The sequence below is a fragment of the Microbacterium sp. NPDC007973 genome (genome assembly GCF_042958465.1).
Taxonomy (GTDB): Bacteria; Actinomycetota; Actinomycetes; order Actinomycetales; family Microbacteriaceae; genus Microbacterium; species Microbacterium galbum.
This window is the reverse complement of sequence record NZ_JBIBJJ010000003.1, coordinates 548915-570913: the sequence shown is the minus strand read 5'-3', so window position 1 is coordinate 570913 and position 21999 is coordinate 548915. Positions and strand designations below refer to the sequence as shown.

Sequence of the window (21999 nt, the reverse complement as noted above, 5' to 3'; positions counted from 1 at the left end):
CTCTGAGGAGAGCGATGTCGCGTGTCGTGAAGCTGGCCGTCATCCCCGGTGACGGCATCGGTCCCGAAGTCGTCACCGAGGCCGTGAAGGTGCTCGACGCCGTCACCGCCGCGTCGGACGTCACGTTCCAGAAGACGCCGTTCTCGCTGGGCGCCGGGCGCTATCTCGAGACCGGGGACACCCTCACCGACGACGACCTGGCCGCGATCGCGGCCCACGACGCGATTCTGCTCGGCGCCGTCGGCGGCGTGCCGGGCGACCCGCGCCTGAAGGACGCGAACATCGAGCGCGGCCTGTTGCTGAAGCTCCGCTTCGAGCTCGACCACTACGTCAACCTGCGACCGTCGAAGCTCTACCCCGGCGCCGCGGGCCCCCTGGCAGACCCGGGCGACATCGACTTCGTCGTCGTGCGCGAGGGAACCGAGGGGCCGTACGTCGGCAACGGCGGTGCCATCCGCCGCGGAACCCCGCACGAGGTCGCCAACGAGACCTCGGTCAACACGGCCTACGGCGTCGAGCGCGTCGTGCGGTACGCCTTCGCCCTTGCCGCGCGGCGCCGCCAGAAGCTCACGCTCGTGCACAAGACCAACGTGCTCGTGCACGCGGGCGGCATGTGGAAGCGGATCGTGGACGCCGTGGCATCCGAGTTCCCGGGGGTCGACGTGGACTACCTGCACGTCGACGCGGCGACGATCTTCCTGGTCACGAACCCGGGCCGCTTCGACGTGATCGTCACCGACAACCTCTTCGGCGACATCCTGACCGACCTGGCCGGCGCCGTCACCGGTGGCATCGGCCTCGCCGCTTCGGGCAACATCAACCCCGACGGCGCGTTCCCCTCGATGTTCGAGCCCGTGCACGGATCGGCGCCCGACATCGCGGGAAGCCAGAAAGCCGACCCCACGGCTGCGATCCTCTCCGTCGCGCTGCTGCTCGATCATCTCGGGCTCACCGACGAATCCGCCCGCGTCACCCGCGCGGTGGAGGACGACATCGCCCGCCGCGAGGGCTCGCGCACCACCGCTCAGATCGGCGACGCGATCGCCGCGCGCGTCCAGGCGTAACCTGGACCGACCGGCCCGCTTCGCCCCTCGGCATACGAAGAGTTTTGGATCAAGATGACCACGATCGACACCGACCCCGACACCGGACTCGACCCGCTCGAGTTCTCCGTCACGCGCAACCTCGCGGCCAAGAGCACCGCCGACCGCGACGCGATCCTCGCCAGCCCCGGCTTCGGGCAGAGCTTCACCGACCACATGGTCGACATCTGCTGGTCGGTCCGCGGCGGCTGGCACCGCCCCCGAGTGTCCCCGTACGGCCCGATCTCGCTCGACCCCGCGGCCGCCGTGCTGCACTACGGCCAGGAGATCTTCGAGGGCATCAAGGCCTACCGTCACGCCGATGGATCGGTCCACACCTTCCGGCCCGATCAGAACGGGCGACGGCTGCAGCGCTCGGCCCGCCGTCTCGCCCTGCCCGAACTGCCGGTTCCCTACTTCCTCCAGTCGCTGCGCGAGCTCATCGCCGTCGACGGCGCCTGGGTGCCCTCCGGCGAAGACCAGAGCCTCTACCTGCGGCCCTTCATGTTCGCGAAGGAGGCGTTCCTCGGGGTGCGCCCCGCCCACAAGGTCGCGTACTACCTGATCGCCAGTCCGGCCGGTGCCTACTTCAAGGGCGGCGTCCAGCCGGTCTCGATCTGGCTCAGCGAGGATTACTCGCGCGCCGGCAAGGGCGGCACGGGGGCGGCCAAGACCGGCGGCAACTACGCCGCGAGCCTCCTTCCCCAGTCCGAGGCCTACGAGAACGAGTGCGACCAGGTCGTCTTCCTCGACCAGGATCGCAATGTCGAAGAGCTCGGCGGCATGAACGTCGTCTTCGTCTACAAGGACGGCACGATCGTCACTCCGCAGTCCGACTCGATCCTCGAGGGCATCACGCGCGACTCGCTTCTGCAGCTCGCGCGCGACCGCGGCCACCACGTCGAGGGACGCAACGTCTCGCTGACCGAGTGGCGCGAGGGTGTGGCATCCGGTGACATCGTCGAGGTGTTCGCGTGCGGCACTGCCGCGGTCGTCACGCCGATCGGCATCCTCAAGGGACGCGACTTCATCGACGAGCAGCCCTCGGGCACGCTCGCCCTCGAACTGCGCGAGGAATTGACGAACATCCAGTACGGCCGCGCCGAAGACAAGCACGGCTGGTTGTACCGCCTCGACGCCTGATCCGCGTCGTCGGATGGAGGGGTTCCCGGATGCCGGGGGCCCCTTCGTCGCGTGCACCGGGGCTTCGACAGGCTCAGCCCCTGACGTCATGACTCTTACGGAACCGAGGTCCCTGAGCGTGTCGAAGGGACCGGGAAGCGGATGGCGGTGTCGGACCCCGCGGATAGGCTGGCCCGGTGAAGATCGCTCGATTCAGCCACCAGGACGCCCTTCGCTACGGCATCGTCGACGACGACCACGTCGTCGTGCTCGAGGGCGACCCCATGTTCGCCGGGTTCGACACCACGGGTGAGCGCATCCCCCTCTCCGACGTGACGCTGCTGGCGCCCGTCATCCCGCGCTCGAAGGTCGTGTGCATCGGTAAGAACTATCACGACCACGCCGCTGAGATGGGGGGTGAGGCGCCTGCCGAGCCCCTGATGTTCCTCAAGCCGAACACCTCCGTCATCGGCCCGAACGACGTCATCGTGCGCCCGACGGCCCTCAGCTCGCAGACCGACTACGAGGGCGAACTCGCCGTCGTCATCGGCCGTATCGCCAAGAACGTCCCGGCCGAGCGGGCGGGGGAGTACATCTTCGGCTACACCGTCGCCAACGACGTCACCGCGCGCGATCTGCAGCGCAGCGACGGCCAGTGGTCGCGCGCGAAGGGGTTCGACACCTTCTGCCCCGTCGGCCCGGTCATCGAGACCGACCTCGACGTCTCATCGGCCACGATCGTGACCCGCGTGAACGGCGAGGTCCGTCAGGACGGCCCGGTCTCCGACATGATCCACGACATCCCGACCCTCGTCGCCTACGCCTCCGCGGTGTTCACACTGCTTCCGGGCGACCTGATCCTGACCGGAACGCCGGCCGGGATCGGCTCCTTCGGTGCGGGCGACGTCGTCGAGGTCGAGATCGGCGGCATCGGGGTGCTGCGCAACACCGCCCGCGATGCCTGACACCGCCGCGCCGGCGGGTGTCGATCTCGTCGCCACGCAGCGCCGTACGGTGCGCGTGCTCGCGGCGGGGCAGGTGCTCACCGGCGTGGCCTTCGGGGCGACGCTCTCGCTCGGCGCCCTCCTCGCCGCCGACCTGTCGGGCCAGGAGGCGCTGTCGGGCTTCGCGACTGCCTCGGTGACGCTGGGGGCCGCGTTGACGGCGATCCCTCTCGCGCGTCTCGCCGCGCGCCGGGGGAGGCGCCTCGCGCTGACCACCGGCAACATCGCCGCGCTGACGGGCATCGCGGTGGTCATCGCCGCGGCGGCGTCGCGCGCCTTCCCCCTGCTGCTCGTGGGGATCGCGTTGATCGGAGCCGGCAACGCCGCGACCCTGCAGTCGCGTTTCGCCGCGACCGACCTCGCGCCCACCGCCCGGCGGGGCCGCGACCTCGCCACGGTCGTCTGGGCGACCACGGTCGGTGGAGTGGTCGGTCCGCTCCTGCTCGCTCCCGGCGAACTCCTCGGGGCGAGCATCGGGATGCCGCGCCTGACCGGGGCGTACCTCTTCTCGTTCGCGGCCCAGGCGTGCGCCTTCGCGCTCTACGTGCTCGTCCTGCGCCCGGATCCGCTGCTGCTCGCCCAACGCCTCGATCGTGAGAGCACGGCATCCGCCCCCGCCGTGCCGCAGGCCGACCGTCCCGCGCTCGCGCGCTTCGCGATGCTCGCGGTCGCCGCCTCGCATGTGACGATGGCGTCGGTCATGGCGATGACGCCCGTGCATCTGTCCCACATCGTCGCCCCGGACGCCGTCACCCTGGCCGTCGGCGTGACGATCGCCCTCCACGTGTTCGGGATGTACGGGCTGTCGCCGGTGTTCGGCATCCTGGCCGATCGCCGGGGGCGGATCCCCGTCATCGTGCTCGGGCAGGTGTTGCTCGCGGCCTCGCTCGCCACCGCGTCGGCTTTCGGTGGCTCCCAGGCCGGCGTCCTGGTGGCGCTGGTGCTGCTCGGCCTCGGATGGAGCGCGGCGACGGTGGCCGGCTCCGCCCTGCTCACCGAGGCGACGCCGGTGGCGCTGCGGCCGCGTCGTCAGGGACGCAGCGACACGCTGATGACGGCGTGCGCGGCTGCGGGCTCCGTACTCGCGGGCGTGATCCTCGGCCTCGTCGGGTACGGCGGTCTCGCGCTCTGGGCGCTCGTTCCGGTGACCGTGGTCTGCATCACGGCCGTCGTGGCGCTCCGCACCCGCGCGTGAGTCGCCGAGAATCGTCGCTTTCGGGCCCCACCGAGCGACAATTCTCGGCATCTCACGCGGGGGAGTGGGTCAGATCGCGTAGACCAGGCCGTCGAAGGCCGAGAGGTTCTCGATCCCGCGCACGCCGAGCGCGTGCAGGGCGCGGTCGACGTCGCGCTCGTCGTTGAAGACGTGGAAGGCCACCCGGGCGCGACCCGCGCGACCCGACGCTGTGATGCCGTGGGCGGTGAGCTGCGCGAGGGCTTCGCCGGTGGCATCCGGCCAGGTGACGATGGCCGAGGGGCGCTCGGGGTGAGCCAGGCCCAGGCCGTCGCGGAAGCGCGCGGCGAGGCCCGTGGTGTGCGCGTACGTCGCGGTGATGTCGGCATCGGCGAACAGAGCCAGGGCGGGAGCGGCGCCGACGAAGGCCTGCCACGCCGGCGAGACGTCGAAGCGGCGCGCGTCGGGGGCGAGCACGCCGCCCGTTCCGTAACACGACGACCACGGGTCGTCGCCGGAGTACCAGCCGGCCTGCACCGATCGGATCTCGTGGGCGAGCGCGGGTGAGATGGTGAGGAACGAGACGCCGCGGGGGCAGCACAGCCACTTGTAGGCGTGGCACACGGTCGCGTCGAACATCGTCGCGTCGACGGGCAGCCACCCGGCGGCCTGCGTGAGGTCGCAGAGCGTCCGCGCACCCGCGCGTGCGGCGGCGGCGGCGATGCCCACGGCATCCGCCACGTCGCCGGTGGCCGACTGAACGAGCGAGAAGGCCACGAGCCAGGTGTCGGCGGATACAGCGGCCGCGAGCTCCGAGAGGGGAGCGGTACGCAACCGGATGCCTCGACCCGCGTGGGCGAAGGGCGCGACGAGCGAGGAGAAATCGCCCTCGGCGCAGAGCACCTCGGCGCCGTCGGGGACCGAGGCGGCGATGAGCGCGACCTGCACCGACGTCTGCGAGCCGATCGCGACGTCGCCCCGCGGCGCGCTCACGAGGCGGGCGTACGACGCGCGGGCGTCCTCCACTGCCTGCGAGGCCGCGACGACGTCGGGGCGACCGGATGCCGCGGCGTCGAGATCCGCGCGGACGGCGCGCACCGTCTCGCGCGACGGAAGGCCGAGGGTGCAGGCGGCGAGGTAGTCGCGGCCGCCGGCGAAGTGCGAGGCGAGGCTGCTCATGGAACCAGATTCGTCCGTCGGCGCCTATTGCACTAGGGCAGGTGTTGCATGAGAAGCATTCATCCTGCTTATGTGTTCGGATGAGCGACATCGACGAGGGCCTCGACGCCCACGGCCTGCGGGTCGTCAAAGCGATCGCCGACACCGGATCGATCACCGCCGCGGCGCGTGCCCTCGGCTACAGCCAGCCCGCGGTCAGTCAGCAGTTGCGGCGCCTCGAGCAGCGCGCGGGCATGCCCATCGTCGAGCGCGTCGGGCGTGGGGTGCGCCTCACCGAGGCCGGCTGGGTGCTCGCCCGGCACGCGGCCACGGTGACGACCGCCCTCGATGCCGCCGCGGGCGACCTCGCGGAGCTGAGGGGGCTGCGCGCCGGACGCGTACGGATCGCGGCGTTCCCCTCCGCCTCGTCGACCGTCGTGCCCCGCGTCATCGCCGCGGTCACGGCCCGCCGCCCCGGCGTCTCGATCAGCTTCGTCGAGGCGGAGCCGCCCGAGGCCATCTCGGCGGTGCGCGAGGATCGCGCCGACATCGCGCTCATCTACAGCTACCCCGGCGACCGCCGGGAGCAGCTCGCCCAGGCCGCCGCCGGGCTCTCGGTGCGCCGTCTCGGCGACGACGACACCGTCGTGGTCGTCCCCGCCGAGCACCCGGCCGCCACCGACGACCCGATCGACCTCTCGCAGCTCGCGGGGGAGCGATGGATCGCGGGCTGCCCCCAGTGCCGCGGGCACCTGCTCGAGGCGTGCGGGCGGGCGGGGTTCACCCCCGACATCGCGTTCGAGACCGACAACTACATCGCCGTCGAGAACCTCGTCGCGCTCGGCGTCGGCATGGCCATCCTCCCGCGCATGGCGGTGGCATCCCTTCCCCTCCCCGCCGGGATCGCCGTACCGCGCCTGCCCGTCGCCGAGGCGCGCACCCTGCACGTCGTCACCGCCCGCGGCGCCGAGAGCGTCCCCGCGGTCGGTGCGGCCCTCGAGGTCGTGGCGGAGGTGCTGGCCGACCATCGGCCCGGTAACGCCCGCCGGTAGGATCGAGGGGATGTCTGCCACGCCCGATCCCCGCACCACGACCGCCACCGGCGCCGACGTTCGCGTCCGCTTCTGCCCGTCCCCGACGGGCCTGCCCCACGTCGGTCTCATCCGCACCGTCCTGTTCAACTGGGCCTACGCCCGGCACAACGGCGGCAAGCTGGTCTTCCGTATCGAAGACACCGACGCCGCGCGCGACAGCGAGGAGAGCTACCGGCAGCTCCTCGACGCGCTGCGGTGGATGAACATCGACTGGGACGAGGGCGTCGAGGTCGGCGGCCCGCACGCGCCGTACCGGCAGTCGCAGCGTCACGAGATCTATCGCGAGGTGCTCGACAAGCTCGTCGCGGCCGGCGCGGTGTACGAGAGCTACTCGACGGCGGAGGAGATCGACGCCCGTAACGAGGCCAACGGCCGCGCGAAGCAGCTCGGCTACGACAACTTCGACCGCGACCTGACCGACGAGCAGCGTGCGGCCTTCCGCGCCGAGGGGCGTCAGCCCGCGTGGCGTCTGCGCGTCCCCGATCACGACCTCAGCTACGTCGACCTCATCCGCGGCGAGGTGACGTTCCCGGCGGGGTCGTTCCCCGACTTCGTGCTCGTGCGCGCCGGTGGTGTGCCTCTTTACCCGTTCGTGAACCCGGTCGACGACGCGCTCATGGGCATCACCCACGTCATCCGCGGTGAAGACCTCATGCCGTCGACGGCGCGCCAGCTCGCGCTGTACGCGGCCCTGGTGGATGCCGGGGTCACGACGTTCATCCCGCGCTTCGGCCACATGCCCCTCGTGCTGGGCGAGACGGGCAACAAGAAGCTGTCGAAGCGCGACCCGCAGGCCGATCTGTTCCTGCAGCGCGAGAAGGGCTTCATCCACGAGGGCCTGCTCAACTACCTCTCGTTGCTGGGCTGGTCGCTCGCGAGTGATCGAGACGTCTTCTCGCTCGACGAGATGATCGCCGCCTTCGACATCGCGGACGTCAACCCGAACCCCGCGCGCTTCGACCAGAAGAAGGCCGAGGCGATCAACGGCGACCACATCCGCATGCTGGATGCCGACGACTTCGCCGCGCGGATCGTCCCCTACCTCGCGGACGCGGGGTATGTCGCGGAGGAGCCGTCGGAGGAGCACCGCGCCATCATCGCCGCCGCAGCTCCCCTCGTGCAGGAGCGCGTGCAGCTGCTCGGCGAGGTCCCGGGCATGCTCGGCTTCCTCTTCGTCTCCGACGTGTCGTACGCCGAGGACGCGCTGAAGGGTCTTCCCGCGAACGCGGCGGAGGTGCTCACGGCATCCGCCCGCGCCCTCGAGGGCGTCGACGACTTCACCGCCGCCGGTGTGCAGGCGGCGCTGTCGACGGCGCTCGTCGACGAACTGGGGCTCAAGCCGCGCGTGGCCTACGGTCCGCCGCGCGTCGCCCTGACGGGCCGGCGGGTGTCGCCGCCGCTGTTCGAGTCGATGGAGCTGCTCGGGAAGGACGAGACGCTCCGGCGCCTGAACGCTCTGGTGCAGCACCTGGGCTGAGCGTCCTCGTCGGCGCGACGCGCGCGGGCGGGGCGGGATTTGGCAGGGGAGCGGCTCTCACGTAAGCTTGATCCTCGGCACGAGTTCCGGCTCAGCGCCTTGGGGTATGGTGTAATTGGCAACACGGCGGTTTCTGGTTCCGTTGTTCTTGGTTCGAGTCCAGGTACCCCAGCAATAGCTTCGGCGAGATTCCGCGGCTAAACAGCCCACTCGTCCACCCTCTTCTTCGCCCCGTTTCGGGCATGGTGACCACATTGGTGACCAGAAACCCGCAAACACCCGCTGATCTGGCGATTCTCCGCCGGGATGTGCGGGGGAGTGCCGGACGTTCCCGGCCGGCACGGGAGCGCGTCGCGTACCTGCCGGTCATGGATGACTCGCACGCCACGGTGCCGGTGTTCCTCACGGCGCGTGAGGTCGCCGACATGCTGCGGCTGCCGCTGCGGACAGTCGAGGATTGGCGGCTGACCCGCTCCGGGCCGCCGTATGTGAAGCTCGGCCGGCACATCCGCTATGACCGCGACGAGCTGCTCGCCTGGATCCGGGAGCGCCGTCATGGCTAAGCCTCGGATCGGCGCGGGCGAGGTCGGAACCGTGCAGATCACGAGGCTCGCGAACGGCACCTACCGTGCCCGTGCGCGGGCACGCGACGACGCCGGCATCGAGCATTCTTACTTGGCGCGACGGTGTCGCGACTTCGGTCGACCTGGACGGCAAGAAGCTGAAAGCTGAGGGGGGTCAGAGCAAGAAACTCGAACTCTTGGGAACGGTCGGCGACGTACCATCGGATCTGCCGTATAGCAGCGGTACGCGGATTTCGATGAAGGCACTGAAGCACAAGACTCCTCCTGATGTCGTAGGTCTCCATCAAGCGCTCGCTCGTAGATTCAGCAGAACCGTTGTCGGCAAGATGCGTATCGCGATCAACGGCGAAAATCTCCGCCAGCCCACTTTGAGCCTCACCCTTCGTGAGCCGATCAGTGGCGAGCAGGAGGTCACCCTCGACGACGGCAATAAGGTCACCTGGTGGGCAGGGTTTTCGTCCACGGTTCTGGCCACTGAGCTTCAAGGCTTCACGGTTCTTGTGAACGGCAAGACCGCGCAGGCTCCGCCATACTTCTTCGGGGTCGAGGGCACCGCAAGCGGACAGCACGGTACGAAGTACCTCACCGGTGTCATCGAAGCCGACTTCCTCGACGAGGGAGTGGATGACGACTCGGATCGCATCTCCACGGATCGTCAAGAGATCGACTGGGATGACGAGAGCACGGTCGCCTTCAAGGCGTGGGGAGAAGCACTCACACGTCGACTCCTCCGCGAGCGAACCAAAGCCCGAGGGGAGCAAGCTGAGAAAGCGGTGCTGAGCGACGAGGCACTCGCCCTTCGCCTGAGCCAACTCGATAAGCCGTCGCGGGACAAGGCGAAGAAGTTCATACACTCCCTCGGAAGCTCCGATACGCCTCCGGAGAAGATCCTTCCCCTCGCCGACACGATCATCCAAGCGTTCGAGTACCGCCAGTTCCACGACTACATTTCTGAGCTCGATGACGCTTCGGAAGACCCCGAACAGTTCGCAAAAGCCGTCTCGTACATTCATGGGTGGCGCATGCTTGAAAGTCGCGCCCTCCTCGAGGTGATCAAGGGACGAATCGAAATCGTTCAGAAGTTCTTCGGGATGATCGTGAACAACGCCGCAGAGACGGCGCATATCACCGGTCAAGACAACATGCATGACCTCGTGGCTCGATACCCATGGCTTCTCAATCCAGACTGGCAGGTCCTGTCGGAGGAGACAACGATCAGCAAGCAGCTCCGCGAGTGGGGAGCTGAGGATTCGCCCGCGCGGGATGACACAAGGTACGACTTCCTCGCTCTCTCGGGAGACGGTCAAACCGTGGTGATCGAAATCAAGCGAAGCGAACACCCCGCAACACTCGAGGACCTTCAGCAACTCGAGCGCTACGTCAACAAGCTCGGACAAGCTCGCTCCGATGTTCGGGGAGCCTTCATCACGGGCAAGCACTACGCCATGACACCGACCACGCTCGAAACCTGGCAACGGCGCACCGACATCGAGCTGCTCACTTGGGGCGATGTCCACGCTCGCACCGCGAAGCACTACGAGAACTACCAGGCCATCCTCGAGGGTGATCTTTCCGCCGACTCGTTCTCAAGACGTGCTCGTGAGGTCGCGATGACTCGGGAAGTCCTTCAGCAGGGCACTTCCTACCGTCAGCGCTCAGAACGCCGAGAAGGGATAGGACCGCAGGACAACGACTTCGGAGCTGATTCTTGAGTCATAAGGCACAGTCAGATTCCCGCTGCAGCCGACACGGTCCTCGAGGAAGACACTCAGAGCGCGTGCGCAAGAACGTCAGCTACGGCGGCTCCCAGCGCAATGGGAACGGCGTTACCGATTTGGCGGGCTATGGCTGTGCGTGAGCCGACAAAGCGGTGATCAGCGGGGAAGCCCTGCAACAGAGCCGCCTCGTAGTGGGTGATCGCCCGGTCCTCCGTCGGATGGAGGTACCGGCCCTTCTCGGGCTTGAAGAACTCGGTCCTGATCGTCACGGAGGGTCGCTCCCAACGCAGCCGTCCCATGACATCCGCCGATCCCGTCTTATGGTTTACCCAGCACGGTGCCAATAGGTCTTCTGGCAGGTTGAAGCGGTTCCCGCCCTCAGGGATCGCGGCGAACCGCCGGCGGGAGATGTCGGCGTAGTTGCGGCTCCAATGCAACTGTCGCGGATGGAACGAGCCGGCGAAGGTCTTGCCCGAGAATGTCGTCCTGTAGGTGTCGAACTCATCGTCCCGGTCCGGCACGAGGGGAACGCCTGCCAGGGCATCGGCGACGGTTCGGTACGGGAGCTTGCCGTCCGTCTCCGGTGAGGCACTGTGGCTGGGCGTGGGGAATCCGGGAAAGCCCAGGTCGCGTCTGTAGCCGATCAGGACGGCGCGTTTGCGCGCTTGGGGGGCGCCGAAGTCTGCGGAGTTGAAGATTGCGTGGCGGAAGCTGTAGTCGCGCAGTTTCCCCTGGCCGTATGTTGCCCGCTTGAATCGCTGGAATTGTGGTGACCGTGCGAATTCGGCGACGTTCTCGACGATGAAGTACTTGGGCTGCGTGCGAACGATCGTAGTGGCGTACTCGCGCCACAAGTGGTTGCGTTCGTCCTCAATCTCGCGTTTGCCCAGTGTGGAGAACCCTTGGCACGGAGGACCGCCGACGATCACATCGATCTCCGGTGACTCGCCTGTCGCGAGCCAGTCCTGGATCGAACCCGCGTATACGATGCCTTCGCCGAATGTGGCCTCGTACGAGGCTGCGGCAGCCAGGTCCCACTCGACCGCTCGAACCGAACGGAACCGTGTGGACGCCTGATGGAACCCAGCCGTGAGTCCTCCCGCGCCGGCGAACAGATCGAGCACGCGGATCGCGCCTTCGCTCGGGGCGTTCTCGGGCACGGTGGTGTCGCCATTCGAAACGGCGGCATCATACGCCAGAGGGGTGCTCATCTTAGTGAGTTTAGCCGGCTCGACCCGGGCCTCAGACATCATGGTCTCCATCCGGCGTGGCGCGGCGCAGACGCCGGATCAGAGACCGTTTGACGAGGACGGGTCGGCTCGGGTGGTCGAGGAGCTGCCAGGCCACAGCGAGCGGTGTTCTGCCCGTGTCCTGAGCGATCCGCACGATCGGGGTTCCTGATCGGTACGCGGCGACTATCCGGTCCCGTTCCCCGGGCGTGTAGACCAAACCGTGCCGAGGAGACAGGGACTCGTCATCCAGCGGCTCGTCCAGACCGAGTACGTGCAGACACAGGACACGGGCGACCGCGCGGCCATCCACGGCGAGTTGCTGCGCTGTCTCGGCGATCGTCGCACCCTTGCTGTAGAGCTCCGCGATGACCGAAGGGTCAGCTCTCGTGACTTCGGGAGAGCTCTCCGTTGTCTCGTCGACTTGTTCCGGCAGGACCGCCGGTACGGCGTAATCGCCTGGCTCTGCCGAGACGGGGACACCATCCGATGCGGCGGGGGTGAGATGCCCGACTTTGTCGAGTCCGCGAAGCGGTGACGGCGAGGCATCGTCATCCACTGATGGGGTGCTTCTGTAGCCGTCCGCACCGATCTGCTCGAGCAGAGCGTCCATCAGGACGGACTGCCAGGCTTCGATCTCCTCCTTCGTGCCTCTTCTCACATGCTTGCTGGCGAAGCGGTCCTGGAGCAGGAGGTAGGTCAACGTCTTCAGCAGCGGCGCGTCACCGGTGACACCGCCGATCGCGGTCCGGTAGCCGTCGTTCAGCCAGATCGTGCGGGCGTCCGGGTCGAAGAGGAACACCCGTCCCTCTTCGAGCTGACGCCATCGCATCGCGATGGGCTGGACGTCTTCGCGCTCGCCGATGCGCTCTCGAACGTTCTCCGTCAGGCTCTCGGAGAGTCCTTCGCTCATCGGGATGAGGGGCTTGATGCCGGTCCTTCGCTTGTTCGCGCGTTGGAACGTGTCTCGCGCATCCTCGAGGAACCGTTCGAAGCCGATCCCGTTGGTCGATCGTGCCCGTTGGAGGGCGAGTCCGAATCCCTCGAGAGGCCTCACGCCGTGCTTCTCGTGGTTGATGCGGAGGTGGGTCTCGAGGGCGGGGGTGAGGTCGATTGCTACGCGCGCGAGTTGGAGTCGGCGATCGGAGTGGGCCTGCTCCAACCATCCCGCGGCGTGGAGGAGACGATCGTTCCGGTAGATGTAGAAGCCCTGCCATTCCCGCCGAGGACGCCCGAGCAACTCGGCCGAGGCCGACTTCGAGTTCGGCGGAAGTATGTTCAGGGCCGCTATGAGCTCACATCCGTCGTCCGTCACCCCGGTCACAGAGACCGGGTAGTCGGCGTGGCCCGATGTCTGGAAGCCGAACGGATCGACCGGTTCCACATTCCGTCGCACGCCGACGAGTGCGACGGCATCGTCGAACACCTCCACACCGATCCGCAGACGACCAGAGGACAAGAGCCGGTGGAACGTGAGCCCGAGTTCGGTGCGCAGCGAACCCACGAGCCGTTCGAGCCACATCTGCCGTTCGGTCGGACTCGACGCCCGGGACACGTTCTCCACGCCGCTCCACTCGACGACCGTTCCGGTGCTGTCGAGCGATCCGGGGTCGTCCTCGAACCCGTTCCATGCCGCCTGGTCCGTCAGCACCTCGCCGTGGAAGCCTTGCCGTCCGATGCGTATCGCGCGCGGTACGTCACCTTCGCCCAATGTGAACACGGTCAGTGTTCTCGATTGACTGAGGGAAGCGGCCTTCAAACCCATCCCGAAATGACCGTGGTCGGTGGCGGCGTACTCTCTGCGTTCACCGAGACGCATCGCGAGCTGAAGCTCATCGCCGGACATCCCGTCGCCGTTGTCCCGCACTCGAACGGTGTGCAGTAGCGAGTCGGTCGTCACCATACGGATCGTGACCGTGTCCGCATGGGCGTCGATACTGTTGTCGATGAGGTCCGCGAGCGCTGTGGTGAGGGTGTGATCACGGCCGATCGCTGTCAGCACGCCCTTCTCAGGGGGCAGCTCGACCACGCGCGACACGTCGTCTGCGCGGGTCGTGCTTCGTTCCCCCAGCATGCTTCGTCATGGTACCGCCCACCGGCGACATGCCCTGTCCGCCCCGCTCCACACTGGTGCCGGCCCTCTACTCTGGATGGTGTGGGCGACGACGCCCGCGCCTTACCTCCCGGGTCGCTCCGACTGCAGCCCTCGGCGGGGTCAGAGTGCGATGGAGACCGCGACGAACGAGGTGGAGCAGATGATCGGTGGAGACGAGGTCGGCCACCTCAACGCCGATGACATCGAGAAGTACTTCCACCAACCCCTTCCGGCGGTTCGCAGGCTGTCCGCACAGCCACCCACCTACCTGCTGATCGACCCCGCCACTGAACGGATCCGACTCAGAGTCCCGCCGGAGTCCGGAGCTCCCGACGTGACTGCTTTCGATCGGATCACGTTCGACGTCGTCCAGGAGCTCGGTGAGGACGATGAATGGTTCGAGCTCACCATCGACGCCACGGAGAATCATCACGAGGCGTACCTGGTGATCGCCGCGATCGTCGATCTCGTCGTCAACGGGACCTCATTCACCGACGCCGTCGCAGACGGTCTCCGTTCGTTCCAGGAACTGCTGCTCCGCAAGCGACGGCTGACGGACGAACAACAGATTGGCCTCTTCGGCGAACTGCTCTTCCTCGAGCACGCCATCACGCACGTCGCCGCGCCCAATGTCGTCAATGCATGGGCCGGCGCCGACCGGGAAGAACACGACTTCCTGTTCGACGGGTTCAGCGTCGAAGTGAAGTGCACCCGAAGCGAGAGCAGAATCCACCTCATCGCATCGGCGTCACAGCTGCAACCCTCGCCGGAGCGTCCTCTGTACCTCTTGTCCGTCCAGGTCACCGCTGCAGGTGCCGCATCGCAGGGGAGAGCGCTCGGCGACGTCGTCGCCAGCATCCGAGACGATCTCTCGGAGCGGAGCAGGCAGCTTTTCGACATGAAGCTCGAGGACGTCGGCTGGCGGCATGACGACACCGAGCTGTACCAACGACGCTGGTCCCTGCGTTCGGTCCCGCGCACGTTCCTCGTCGACGACGACTTCCCCGCGCTCACCCCGAAGCGCATCGCCGACATCGTGCCTCAACCATCCCATGTCGTCGGTGTGCAATACCGTCTGGACCTCACCCAGTTTGAAGCCGCGACCGCAGTCCCCGAGCTCCTCGACGAGTTCTGCAAGGAGCCACAACCATGAGCGACGAAGCACTCAGACCCGCGATCGAGGGCGCGCTCGCCGGCATGGCACCGCTCGGCCCGCGGGCACTCCTGGCGGACGTGAACCGCAACCTGGAACCCTTCCAGACCGCGCTCGACGAAGACGCTCTGCTCGAACGGATCCTGGCGGAAGGGGCACCGGAGTCCACCACCTTCCACCTGCAGCTACTCCAATGGGACGCGGCAGAGGCCACGATCTGGACCGGCGAGACCGCCAAGGACACCGTCGAGCGCCGCTCGCTGATCTTCGATCGCCTCGGTCTGAGCCAGACCGCACGAACACATATCGATGAGACCTTCCCCGTGCGAGGACTCGGCGCCGTGCTGATCGCCAACCCGGAATGGCAACCCTGGTACACAACCGAACGAGCCACCCGTCACCAGTTCTACTGGAACGCGTACAAGAGCACGTTGACAATCCCCGCTGAGTCGATCAAGGAACTCGATGCCGCGACAACAGCCATCGTGACACGACTCAACGACCCAACGTCCGCATCCCCCTACCAGAGCAAAGGGCTCGTCGTCGGGCACGTCCAGAGCGGAAAGACCGCGAACTTCACCGGTGTGATCGCCAAAGCCATCGACGCCGGCTACCGGCTCATCATCGTCCTCACCGGCACCTACGACATCCTCCGCAATCAGACCCAGCGACGACTCGACAAGGAACTCATTGGCCGGGAGAACATCCTCGGCGGCGTCGACGAGAAGGACACCGCCGCCATCATCAAGGTCGACTACGCGAACACCGAAGACCGCGACTGGCTCGAAGACAAGTTCCTCCGCCACGGCGTCCGCCCCATCGACGTGCCCGACGTGCCATCCATCCGCCGACTGACGACCTCCTCCGGCGACTACAAGGCGCTCGCCGCGGGCCTGCCAGCCCTCGACTTCCAGCAAGGGCATGAGATACAGCATCGCGCCAAGCCGCTGTGGCACGCCGACAACCTCTTCGGCACCGACGTGCGACTGGCCGTGGTCAAGAAGAACAAGGGTGTCCTCGAGAAGCTCGTCTCGGACCTGACCAAGCTTCATATCAATCTGGGTGACATCCCCACGCTGATCATCGACGACGAGGCCGATCTCGCGTCCGTCAATACCACGATGCCCGGCAAGATCGACGCGGAGGGCCGACAGGCCCGTACGGCAATCAACAAGAAGCTCTCCGAGCTGCTCGCGTTGCTCAAGAGAGCGCAGTACGTCGGCTATACCGCGACCCCGTTCGCCAACGTATTCGTGGACCCCACCGACGCTGAAGACATCTTCCCCCGAGACTTCATCCTCTCTCTCCAGCCGCCGCCGCAGTACATGGGTGGTGTGTCCTTCCACGACCTCCGCGCCCTACCGGAGGGCAGCGAGGACGATCCCGCCATTTCGAACCGTGCCGCGTTCGTGCGGGACCTCGACGACAGGGACGAGGACGAAGAACTCGCGGAGGCACTGGACGCGTTCGTCGTCACGGGCGCCATCAAGCTCTGGCGCGAAGCCAACGGACAGGGCACCTTCTATCACCACACGATGCTCGTCCACGAGTCGGTGCGAACCGAGGAACACAGGGAACTCCGGGAGCGCATCGACGCACTCTGGCTCAGAAACTCATACAGCTCTCCGACGACGAAGGAGCGGCTACGTGAACTATACGAGAACGACTTCCACACGGTCTGGGCGAGCCGCGACACGGCCGAATGGGGCGCCACGCTCCCGGACGACTTCGACGCCGTCTGGACGTACGTCGGACAGGCAGTCGACCGGATGACCGTGAAGCGCTCTCCCGTGGTCGTCGTCAACGGAGATAAGAACGCCGACTATGAGCAGCTGGACTTCCAAGGTGAGCGGGTGTGGCGCATCCTTGTGGGCGGTGCCAAGCTCAGCCGAGGGTTCACCGTCGAAGAACTCACCATTACCTACTACCGTCGGCGTGCTCTCGCCGCCGACAGCCTCATGCAGATGGGCCGATGGTTCGGTTACCGCAAGGGATACCGCGATCTGGTGCGTCTCTACATCGCCCGCAGGGCAACCGACAACCGCGGACGAGAGTACGACCTCTACGGCGCGTTCGAGAGCATCCTCCGCGATGAGGAGGACTTCCGGGCTCAGCTACGAACGTTCGCCCAGATGACCAACGACGGGCACCCCGTGATCCGCCCCATCGACGTCCCGCCCCTGGTGTTCCAGGAACTCCCGTGGCTCAAGCCAACAGCACGAAACAAGATGTACAACGCGGAGCTCGACGTACAGGGGCAGGGCGGGATCGTCCAGGACTTCCCTCGGCAACCCGACAGGGACGCGAACGCGAACCCGATACATTTCGCCCTCGTCCGCGACTGGGTGGATCGGATCTCGGAGCCTATGCAGTTCACCTACCGGGAACTGTCCAACGGTCTCGAAGCGTTCGACAACGACCATCTCGACGACGCGAACTCCACCGAACGCTCCTTCCTCGCACGGTACGCCCTCGTCTCAGCAGCCGAAGTCCGCGAGCGTCTCGCCGGCTTCCAATGGACGCCCGGCTTCAACCTCGAGCCCCACCTCCGATTCATGGACCAGGCGATCGAAGCCGGAACCTTGACCGACTGGGCTGTACTCATCCCCGAACTGTTTGGAAATCAACACCGGAATGTCGATGGTGTCTCCGTCGCCATGGTGAACCGCACCCGGCGCGGAGATCGCGCCGGATTCTCCGGAAGCTCCTTCCGGCAACGTCACGCGCTGCAACACATCGCGGGACACCCTCGATTCCGATACGGCGGGCCCGTTGCCGACGAACTCTCCAAGCCCGGAACGCGTGGAGCCGTCCTACTCACTTTCGCCGCGGACCCGATCCAACCGGCCGGGCTCACCCCACTAGAGAAACGAGAACGCGCCGATCACAGGAAGTGGCCAGAGGACGTGGCGTCCGCTGATGTCGCAACGCTGTTCTCGATGGTGCTGCCATACGCGTCGGCGCCCGAAGGCAGACTCGGCTTCCGCGTTCGACAGGAAGGCAACATCCCGATCGTTGACGTCCCGAAGAAGAAGTGAAGCGGGCCGCCATGGTCGAAACCTCGTGGGCCTCATCCGAAGGCGTACGGCGCTCAATGGTCGCCAACCGCGGACGAGACACAGGCCCCGAACTCGCAGTCCGACGGATTCTCCACGCGAAAGGTCTGCGGTACCGCGTCGACTTCGCACCGCTCGGAGGGCGGAGACGAGCCGACATCGTCTTCACACGTCAGCGCATCGCCATCTTCATAGACGGATGCTTCTGGCACGGCTGCCCGGACCACTACACGGCCCCAGTTCGCAACGGCGAGTTCTGGGCGGACAAAGTGCGGTCCAACATGACGCGAGATACTGAGACGACGGCAAGCATCAGCGCGGCGGGGTGGGCGGTGCTTCGGTTCTGGGAACACGAAAGTGCACCGGACATCTGCGATCGCATCGTCGAGAGTGTGGAACGTCATTCGCCAGCCCGGAGGCCCTCATGACGCTGCCGCCACATGCCATCGAGAGACTCCTGTTGCCGGTACGTAGCGTGTCGGCTCTGCCTCACTCCGCCCGCGATCATCACACCGTACCCGTTGATGAAGCGCCCTGGCGGTGGCATGCGGATGTGCTCGCGGACGTCGTCAGATCGCTGAGCCAAAGCCTTGTCTCTCCTGGCGACGGGTTCAAGGAACTGGAAGGCTGGATCGATCAGCTGTTGCGACAACGCGACCGTGCTGTCAGCCTCCTCTTCTCGCTCGAACCGTTCGAGCCATACGATCCGCGCCAGGCGGATGAGCTGTTGGACCTCCTAGACGAACTCCCGGCGCATCTCATCACGGCGGTCGAAGCCGACGCCTCGGTCAGCACAGATGTCGGAAGAGCGCTTGCTGACGCGGCCGACTGGTGGTCTACACGCAGCTCCGCGAGTGACGGTCAAGGCTTGTCACGAGCGTTCGGCATGGATATCCCGCCAAGCGGAACTCAGGGCTCCTTTCGAGCAGAATGGGTCCTGCAGCATTATGCGTATCGAGGCTCAGACCTGCTCGCCCTGCTGATCCCGCACCTCGTCTCGATAGGAATACCGCACGTGACGGACGTGCTCGCCGGCGTCTACGCAGTCGGTCAAGTCGTCGACTGCGACGACCCAGTCGCCGCGTACATTGCGACAAACACGCTGACCAACCGATACCTCGCGGCCGAGCCGACGATTGCTGATCAGTTCCGAGAGCATCTGCGGTCGGCGGAACCCGCACTGCACCGAGCTCGCTCGGCCGCCGCCCGCGCTTATGAGGCCGTGCTCACCCAGACGGACGACTCGGAAGCGCGAGCTCTCGCGCTTGCCGATGCGTACAAGAGGACGATTGAGGGCCCCTTTCGTCAGTACAGCTGGGCAGCCCACTGTCTCCGAGTAGGGGAGTGGAGCACGCCTCCAATGCTCGCGAACCTGAGAGAGCGGCTGGTTAGTGAAGGCGGCGCGCTGGGGGCACTCGTAAATGGCGTCGTATTGCCTGACATGCGCAACAGCGAGACCCACGAGACCCTCGTCTGGGATGGATTCACCGACCAGTTCGTCACCGAAAGCGGCCGCGTAGACGTCGTGCACGTCGCGGCAGCTTTGAGCCTTGCCATCTCGTTCGTGCAGGGTTCGGAAGCGGGGCTCGCAGCCATCCGCGCTCTCCACATCAGAGCTGACGCCAGGACTCTGCCGTCTGCGGAGGAGGAAGGCAGGATGCCGACCTGGGATCGTGTGCGTGCGTTCTTCGGCACCAATCGGATCATTCTCATCGAGGCAAGAGTCAACACGCCGCACGCCCACTTCCGCGTTCAGCGGATCGAACACCGCGATATCAACCCTTGTTTGCAGGCGCTTGTACTCGCTCGACGGCTCCTGCCACGGACGGAGAGCTCCGAAGTCAGCACGATCGAGAGCAATGGCTCACTGATCGTGGTCGACGCGAGCGCGCTCGATGCGACGATGCCTTCCTGGGATTTCGCCGTATCTCACCTCGATCAGATGCCGCTCTCGACTTTCCTGCCCGCGAACCTTGACGCGCGCATGAGACTGGAGCCGGAACCTCTCGCGTTGCGGTCGGCTGCATGGATCGCCGTCGATGACGCGGTCGGAGTAATCGACGGAAGCCCCGAACGCTGGGACGACGACACCAGACAACTGATCGACACTCGTCTTCAAGTCGTAGAAATCGCCGTCGCATCCACAAGGCAACGGATCGGCGCACCGAATACGAGACTGGGGAGCGTGCAGCACTCGGTAGCTGAACTCCGACGGTGGATCACAAACGACGCGCCGCTTCAAGCCGCAATGGCCGATGGGCAGCCGTCCATGTCTCGACTCCGCACACAGTGGAATCAGTGGGGCCCTGTGCCGCGCTATCCACTGATACCCGAGGTGCCGCCCACCGGTGAGTTACAAGCGTTGCCCGCGCTCCGGTCGACACCCGACTCGATGCATTATCGCACTTTATGACGCCCACGAAGGGATTGCATTCGTGTGGGCGTGCATCCCGATGCGAGGCCCCCTCGTCAACGGGGTTTGCGGAGAATCGAGGGACACGGACGTACGGTTAGACCTGTGATGCTGAAGGCGCCAGTTGCTGACGAGATGGTATGGGCGAGTGTCACGCGCTCGCCGGTTCCGCTCGTCTACCTCGACTTGAATCACTACATTCAGCTCGCAAAGGCGAGGCTCGCCGAAGCTGGCCACGTGAGCGGGAACGGGCGTCCCGTCGTCGTGCTCCCCGGATACGCAAACCTTCTGGCCGCTGCCCGTCGCGCAAAAGAGGAGAAGCGAGCGCAGTTTCCGCTATCCGGGACCCACTTCATGGAGGTCGCGCACCGTGTCCCGAGCCCACGGCAACGTAGCCACGTAGCCGACATCATGGAGGAGCTCTCCGACTTCACGTACCTCCTGGGCCGTCCCTGGTTGGTGCAGATGGAGATTGCGGCGGGGCTGGACAAGATGTACGGGACCGAGCCGAGTTACGCTCCAACCACACTTCTCCAGGGCTCCGCGCTGTGGGCATTCGGTCAACAGGGCGGGTTCAGATTCATCGACAAAGCCGGCAACGACCTCGGACCCCAGATCCGCAGGGATCTCGGCGACGCCGCGTACGAGGCGCAACTGGCCAAGATGAACCACATGCGCGAACGCAAGCTTCTCGAAGGTCCACAGGACCAGGAGATCGATGACCTCCGCGCACTTGGATACGCCCCAGAAACCTACGACACCGGCATTCAAAGTCGCCTGGACTTCGAACGGCAGACCTCAACCATCCTCCAGAACGATCCGAACTGGCGGCGGAGTCGTCTGCGTGATCTGGTGTCCGGTCGCGAAATCGCACACGAGTGGATGACCCCCTTCGTCCGCCACCTCAAGCAACGCGAAGAGGACGGCTTTTCGCACGACCTGCCGGACGCTGCTGACCTGGTGTCCTTCTGGGCGGCGATGCCCCAGGTTCAGGTCGCCATCAGTATGAAAACCGTCTACCACCGAGACTCAGCACGGGAGTGGCGCACAAACGACGTCGCCGACATAGACGCCCTCTCCGTCGCATACGCCTACACCGATGCAATCCTGACCGACAAGCAAGCGCGAGCCGCGCTCGCCGGGTCCAAGGAACTCCGCACTTTCGGTGCGCGTCTTCTGCGTACAGCAGACGATGCCGCCGAGTGGATCGAACATCTCCCCATGGTTCGCGACCCGGATCGCCGTGTGTTCCACCCGCTTCAGCGCGAGACCCGAGGGTAGTTGTCGCGATGTGAGGGGCGTCGCGTCGCGCAACCTTTCGAAGTCTGGTCCTCATGCGGATCCTGCTTTGTTAGATCCGACTACATGCCCCGTGTGTCTAAATCCGACGGACGGTCACACCTGACGATCGGGACAAGACGGTCAGCGGTGCATGCCCTCGCGTACACCGTCCGAAGAGGCGACCGGCTATCAAGAGCCGGGACCTGGCCGGGACCTGACGCATGCAAACCATGCAATCCATGACGTGAAATCGGGCCTTCTGAGGGGCGGAGATGCCCGGAAAATCAAGGAATCCAGTGGAACCGTCTACCTGGGGGTCAGGTGCGGCGTCCTCGCCAGCCCGGCGCCGCGCACGACTG

16 protein-coding genes and 1 tRNA gene are annotated in these 21999 nt (G+C 66.2%); 14 read left to right on the top strand and 3 right to left on the bottom strand.

The window, feature by feature from the left end; translation table 11 throughout:
• Nucleotides 1–14: 14 nt before the first annotated feature.
• From ACFZA2_RS11725 to ACFZA2_RS11710, 4 genes are all read left to right on the top strand, one after another.
• A complete protein-coding gene (locus ACFZA2_RS11725) occupies nucleotides 15–1064 on the top strand; it encodes a 3-isopropylmalate dehydrogenase (RefSeq protein WP_391404770.1) in 1050 nt (349 codons plus the stop codon).
• 54 nt (nucleotides 1065–1118) lie between these two features.
• Nucleotides 1119–2225, top strand: coding sequence for a branched-chain amino acid aminotransferase (locus tag ACFZA2_RS11720; protein WP_363392004.1), 1107 nt, complete (start codon nucleotides 1119–1121; stop codon nucleotides 2223–2225).
• 176 nt (nucleotides 2226–2401) lie between these two features.
• Nucleotides 2402–3169: a fumarylacetoacetate hydrolase family protein gene (locus tag ACFZA2_RS11715; protein WP_391404767.1), complete on the top strand. Its 768-nt coding sequence runs from the start codon at nucleotides 2402–2404 to the stop codon at nucleotides 3167–3169.
• Nucleotides 3162–4403: an MFS transporter gene (locus ACFZA2_RS11710; protein ID WP_391404764.1), complete on the top strand. Its 1242-nt coding sequence runs from the start codon at nucleotides 3162–3164 to the stop codon at nucleotides 4401–4403. The genes ACFZA2_RS11715 and ACFZA2_RS11710 overlap by 8 nt, the downstream gene beginning before the upstream one ends.
• A gap of 69 nt (nucleotides 4404–4472) precedes the next feature.
• On the opposite strand, the gene ACFZA2_RS11705 is transcribed toward ACFZA2_RS11710, so the two are convergent.
• Entirely contained in the window at nucleotides 4473–5561 is a 1089-nt protein-coding gene (locus ACFZA2_RS11705; RefSeq protein ID WP_391404761.1) for an aminotransferase class V-fold PLP-dependent enzyme, read from the bottom strand.
• 80 nt (nucleotides 5562–5641) lie between these two features.
• Between ACFZA2_RS11705 and ACFZA2_RS11700 the strand changes: the two genes are divergently transcribed.
• The 5 genes from ACFZA2_RS11700 (at nucleotide 5642) to ACFZA2_RS11680 (ending at nucleotide 10407) form a co-directional block, all read left to right on the top strand.
• Nucleotides 5642–6592 carry a LysR family transcriptional regulator gene (locus ACFZA2_RS11700; RefSeq protein WP_391404758.1) on the top strand — a complete coding sequence of 317 codons (951 nt, stop codon included), beginning with the start codon at nucleotides 5642–5644 and terminating at the stop codon, nucleotides 6590–6592.
• A gap of 10 nt (nucleotides 6593–6602) precedes the next feature.
• Complete coding sequence (gene gltX / locus ACFZA2_RS11695) at nucleotides 6603–8111, top strand: glutamate--tRNA ligase (protein ID WP_391404755.1); 1509 nt, start codon at nucleotides 6603–6605, stop codon at nucleotides 8109–8111.
• 100 nt (nucleotides 8112–8211) lie between these two features.
• Nucleotides 8212–8283, top strand: a tRNA-Gln gene (locus ACFZA2_RS11690).
• A gap of 70 nt (nucleotides 8284–8353) precedes the next feature.
• Entirely contained in the window at nucleotides 8354–8674 is a 321-nt protein-coding gene (locus ACFZA2_RS11685; protein ID WP_391404752.1) for a helix-turn-helix domain-containing protein, read from the top strand.
• Nucleotides 8675–8745: 71 nt separating this feature from the next.
• Nucleotides 8746–10407 carry a hypothetical protein gene (locus ACFZA2_RS11680; RefSeq protein WP_391404749.1) on the top strand — a complete coding sequence of 554 codons (1662 nt, stop codon included), beginning with the start codon at nucleotides 8746–8748 and terminating at the stop codon, nucleotides 10405–10407.
• Between the two features lie 56 nt (nucleotides 10408–10463).
• Here ACFZA2_RS11680 and ACFZA2_RS11675 read toward each other — a convergent pair whose 3' ends face one another.
• Nucleotides 10464–11624, bottom strand: a complete 1161-nt coding sequence (locus ACFZA2_RS11675; RefSeq protein ID WP_391404746.1) for a DNA cytosine methyltransferase — start codon at nucleotides 11622–11624, stop codon at nucleotides 10464–10466.
• 31 nt (nucleotides 11625–11655) lie between these two features.
• Entirely contained in the window at nucleotides 11656–13671 is a 2016-nt protein-coding gene (locus ACFZA2_RS11670; RefSeq protein WP_391404743.1) for an ATP-binding protein, read from the bottom strand.
• 196 nt (nucleotides 13672–13867) lie between these two features.
• Between ACFZA2_RS11670 and ACFZA2_RS11665 the strand changes: the two genes are divergently transcribed.
• From ACFZA2_RS11665 to ACFZA2_RS11645, 5 genes are all read left to right on the top strand, one after another.
• On the top strand, nucleotides 13868–14890 hold the full coding sequence (locus ACFZA2_RS11665) for a PD-(D/E)XK motif protein (RefSeq protein ID WP_391404740.1): 1023 nt from the start codon (nucleotides 13868–13870) through the stop codon (nucleotides 14888–14890).
• Entirely contained in the window at nucleotides 14887–17928 is a 3042-nt protein-coding gene (locus tag ACFZA2_RS11660; protein ID WP_391404737.1) for a Z1 domain-containing protein, read from the top strand. The genes ACFZA2_RS11665 and ACFZA2_RS11660 overlap by 4 nt, the downstream gene beginning before the upstream one ends.
• A gap of 11 nt (nucleotides 17929–17939) precedes the next feature.
• Entirely contained in the window at nucleotides 17940–18374 is a 435-nt protein-coding gene (locus ACFZA2_RS11655; RefSeq protein ID WP_391404734.1) for a very short patch repair endonuclease, read from the top strand.
• The gene (locus ACFZA2_RS11650; protein WP_391404731.1) at nucleotides 18371–20359 is read left to right on the top strand and encodes a hypothetical protein; all 1989 of its coding nucleotides are present in this window, start codon (nucleotides 18371–18373) and stop codon (nucleotides 20357–20359) included. Before ACFZA2_RS11655 ends, ACFZA2_RS11650 begins: the two co-directional genes overlap by 4 nt.
• Nucleotides 20360–20464: 105 nt before the next feature.
• On the top strand, nucleotides 20465–21640 hold the full coding sequence (locus ACFZA2_RS11645) for a hypothetical protein (protein WP_391404729.1): 1176 nt from the start codon (nucleotides 20465–20467) through the stop codon (nucleotides 21638–21640).
• Nucleotides 21641–21999 lie beyond the last annotated feature (359 nt).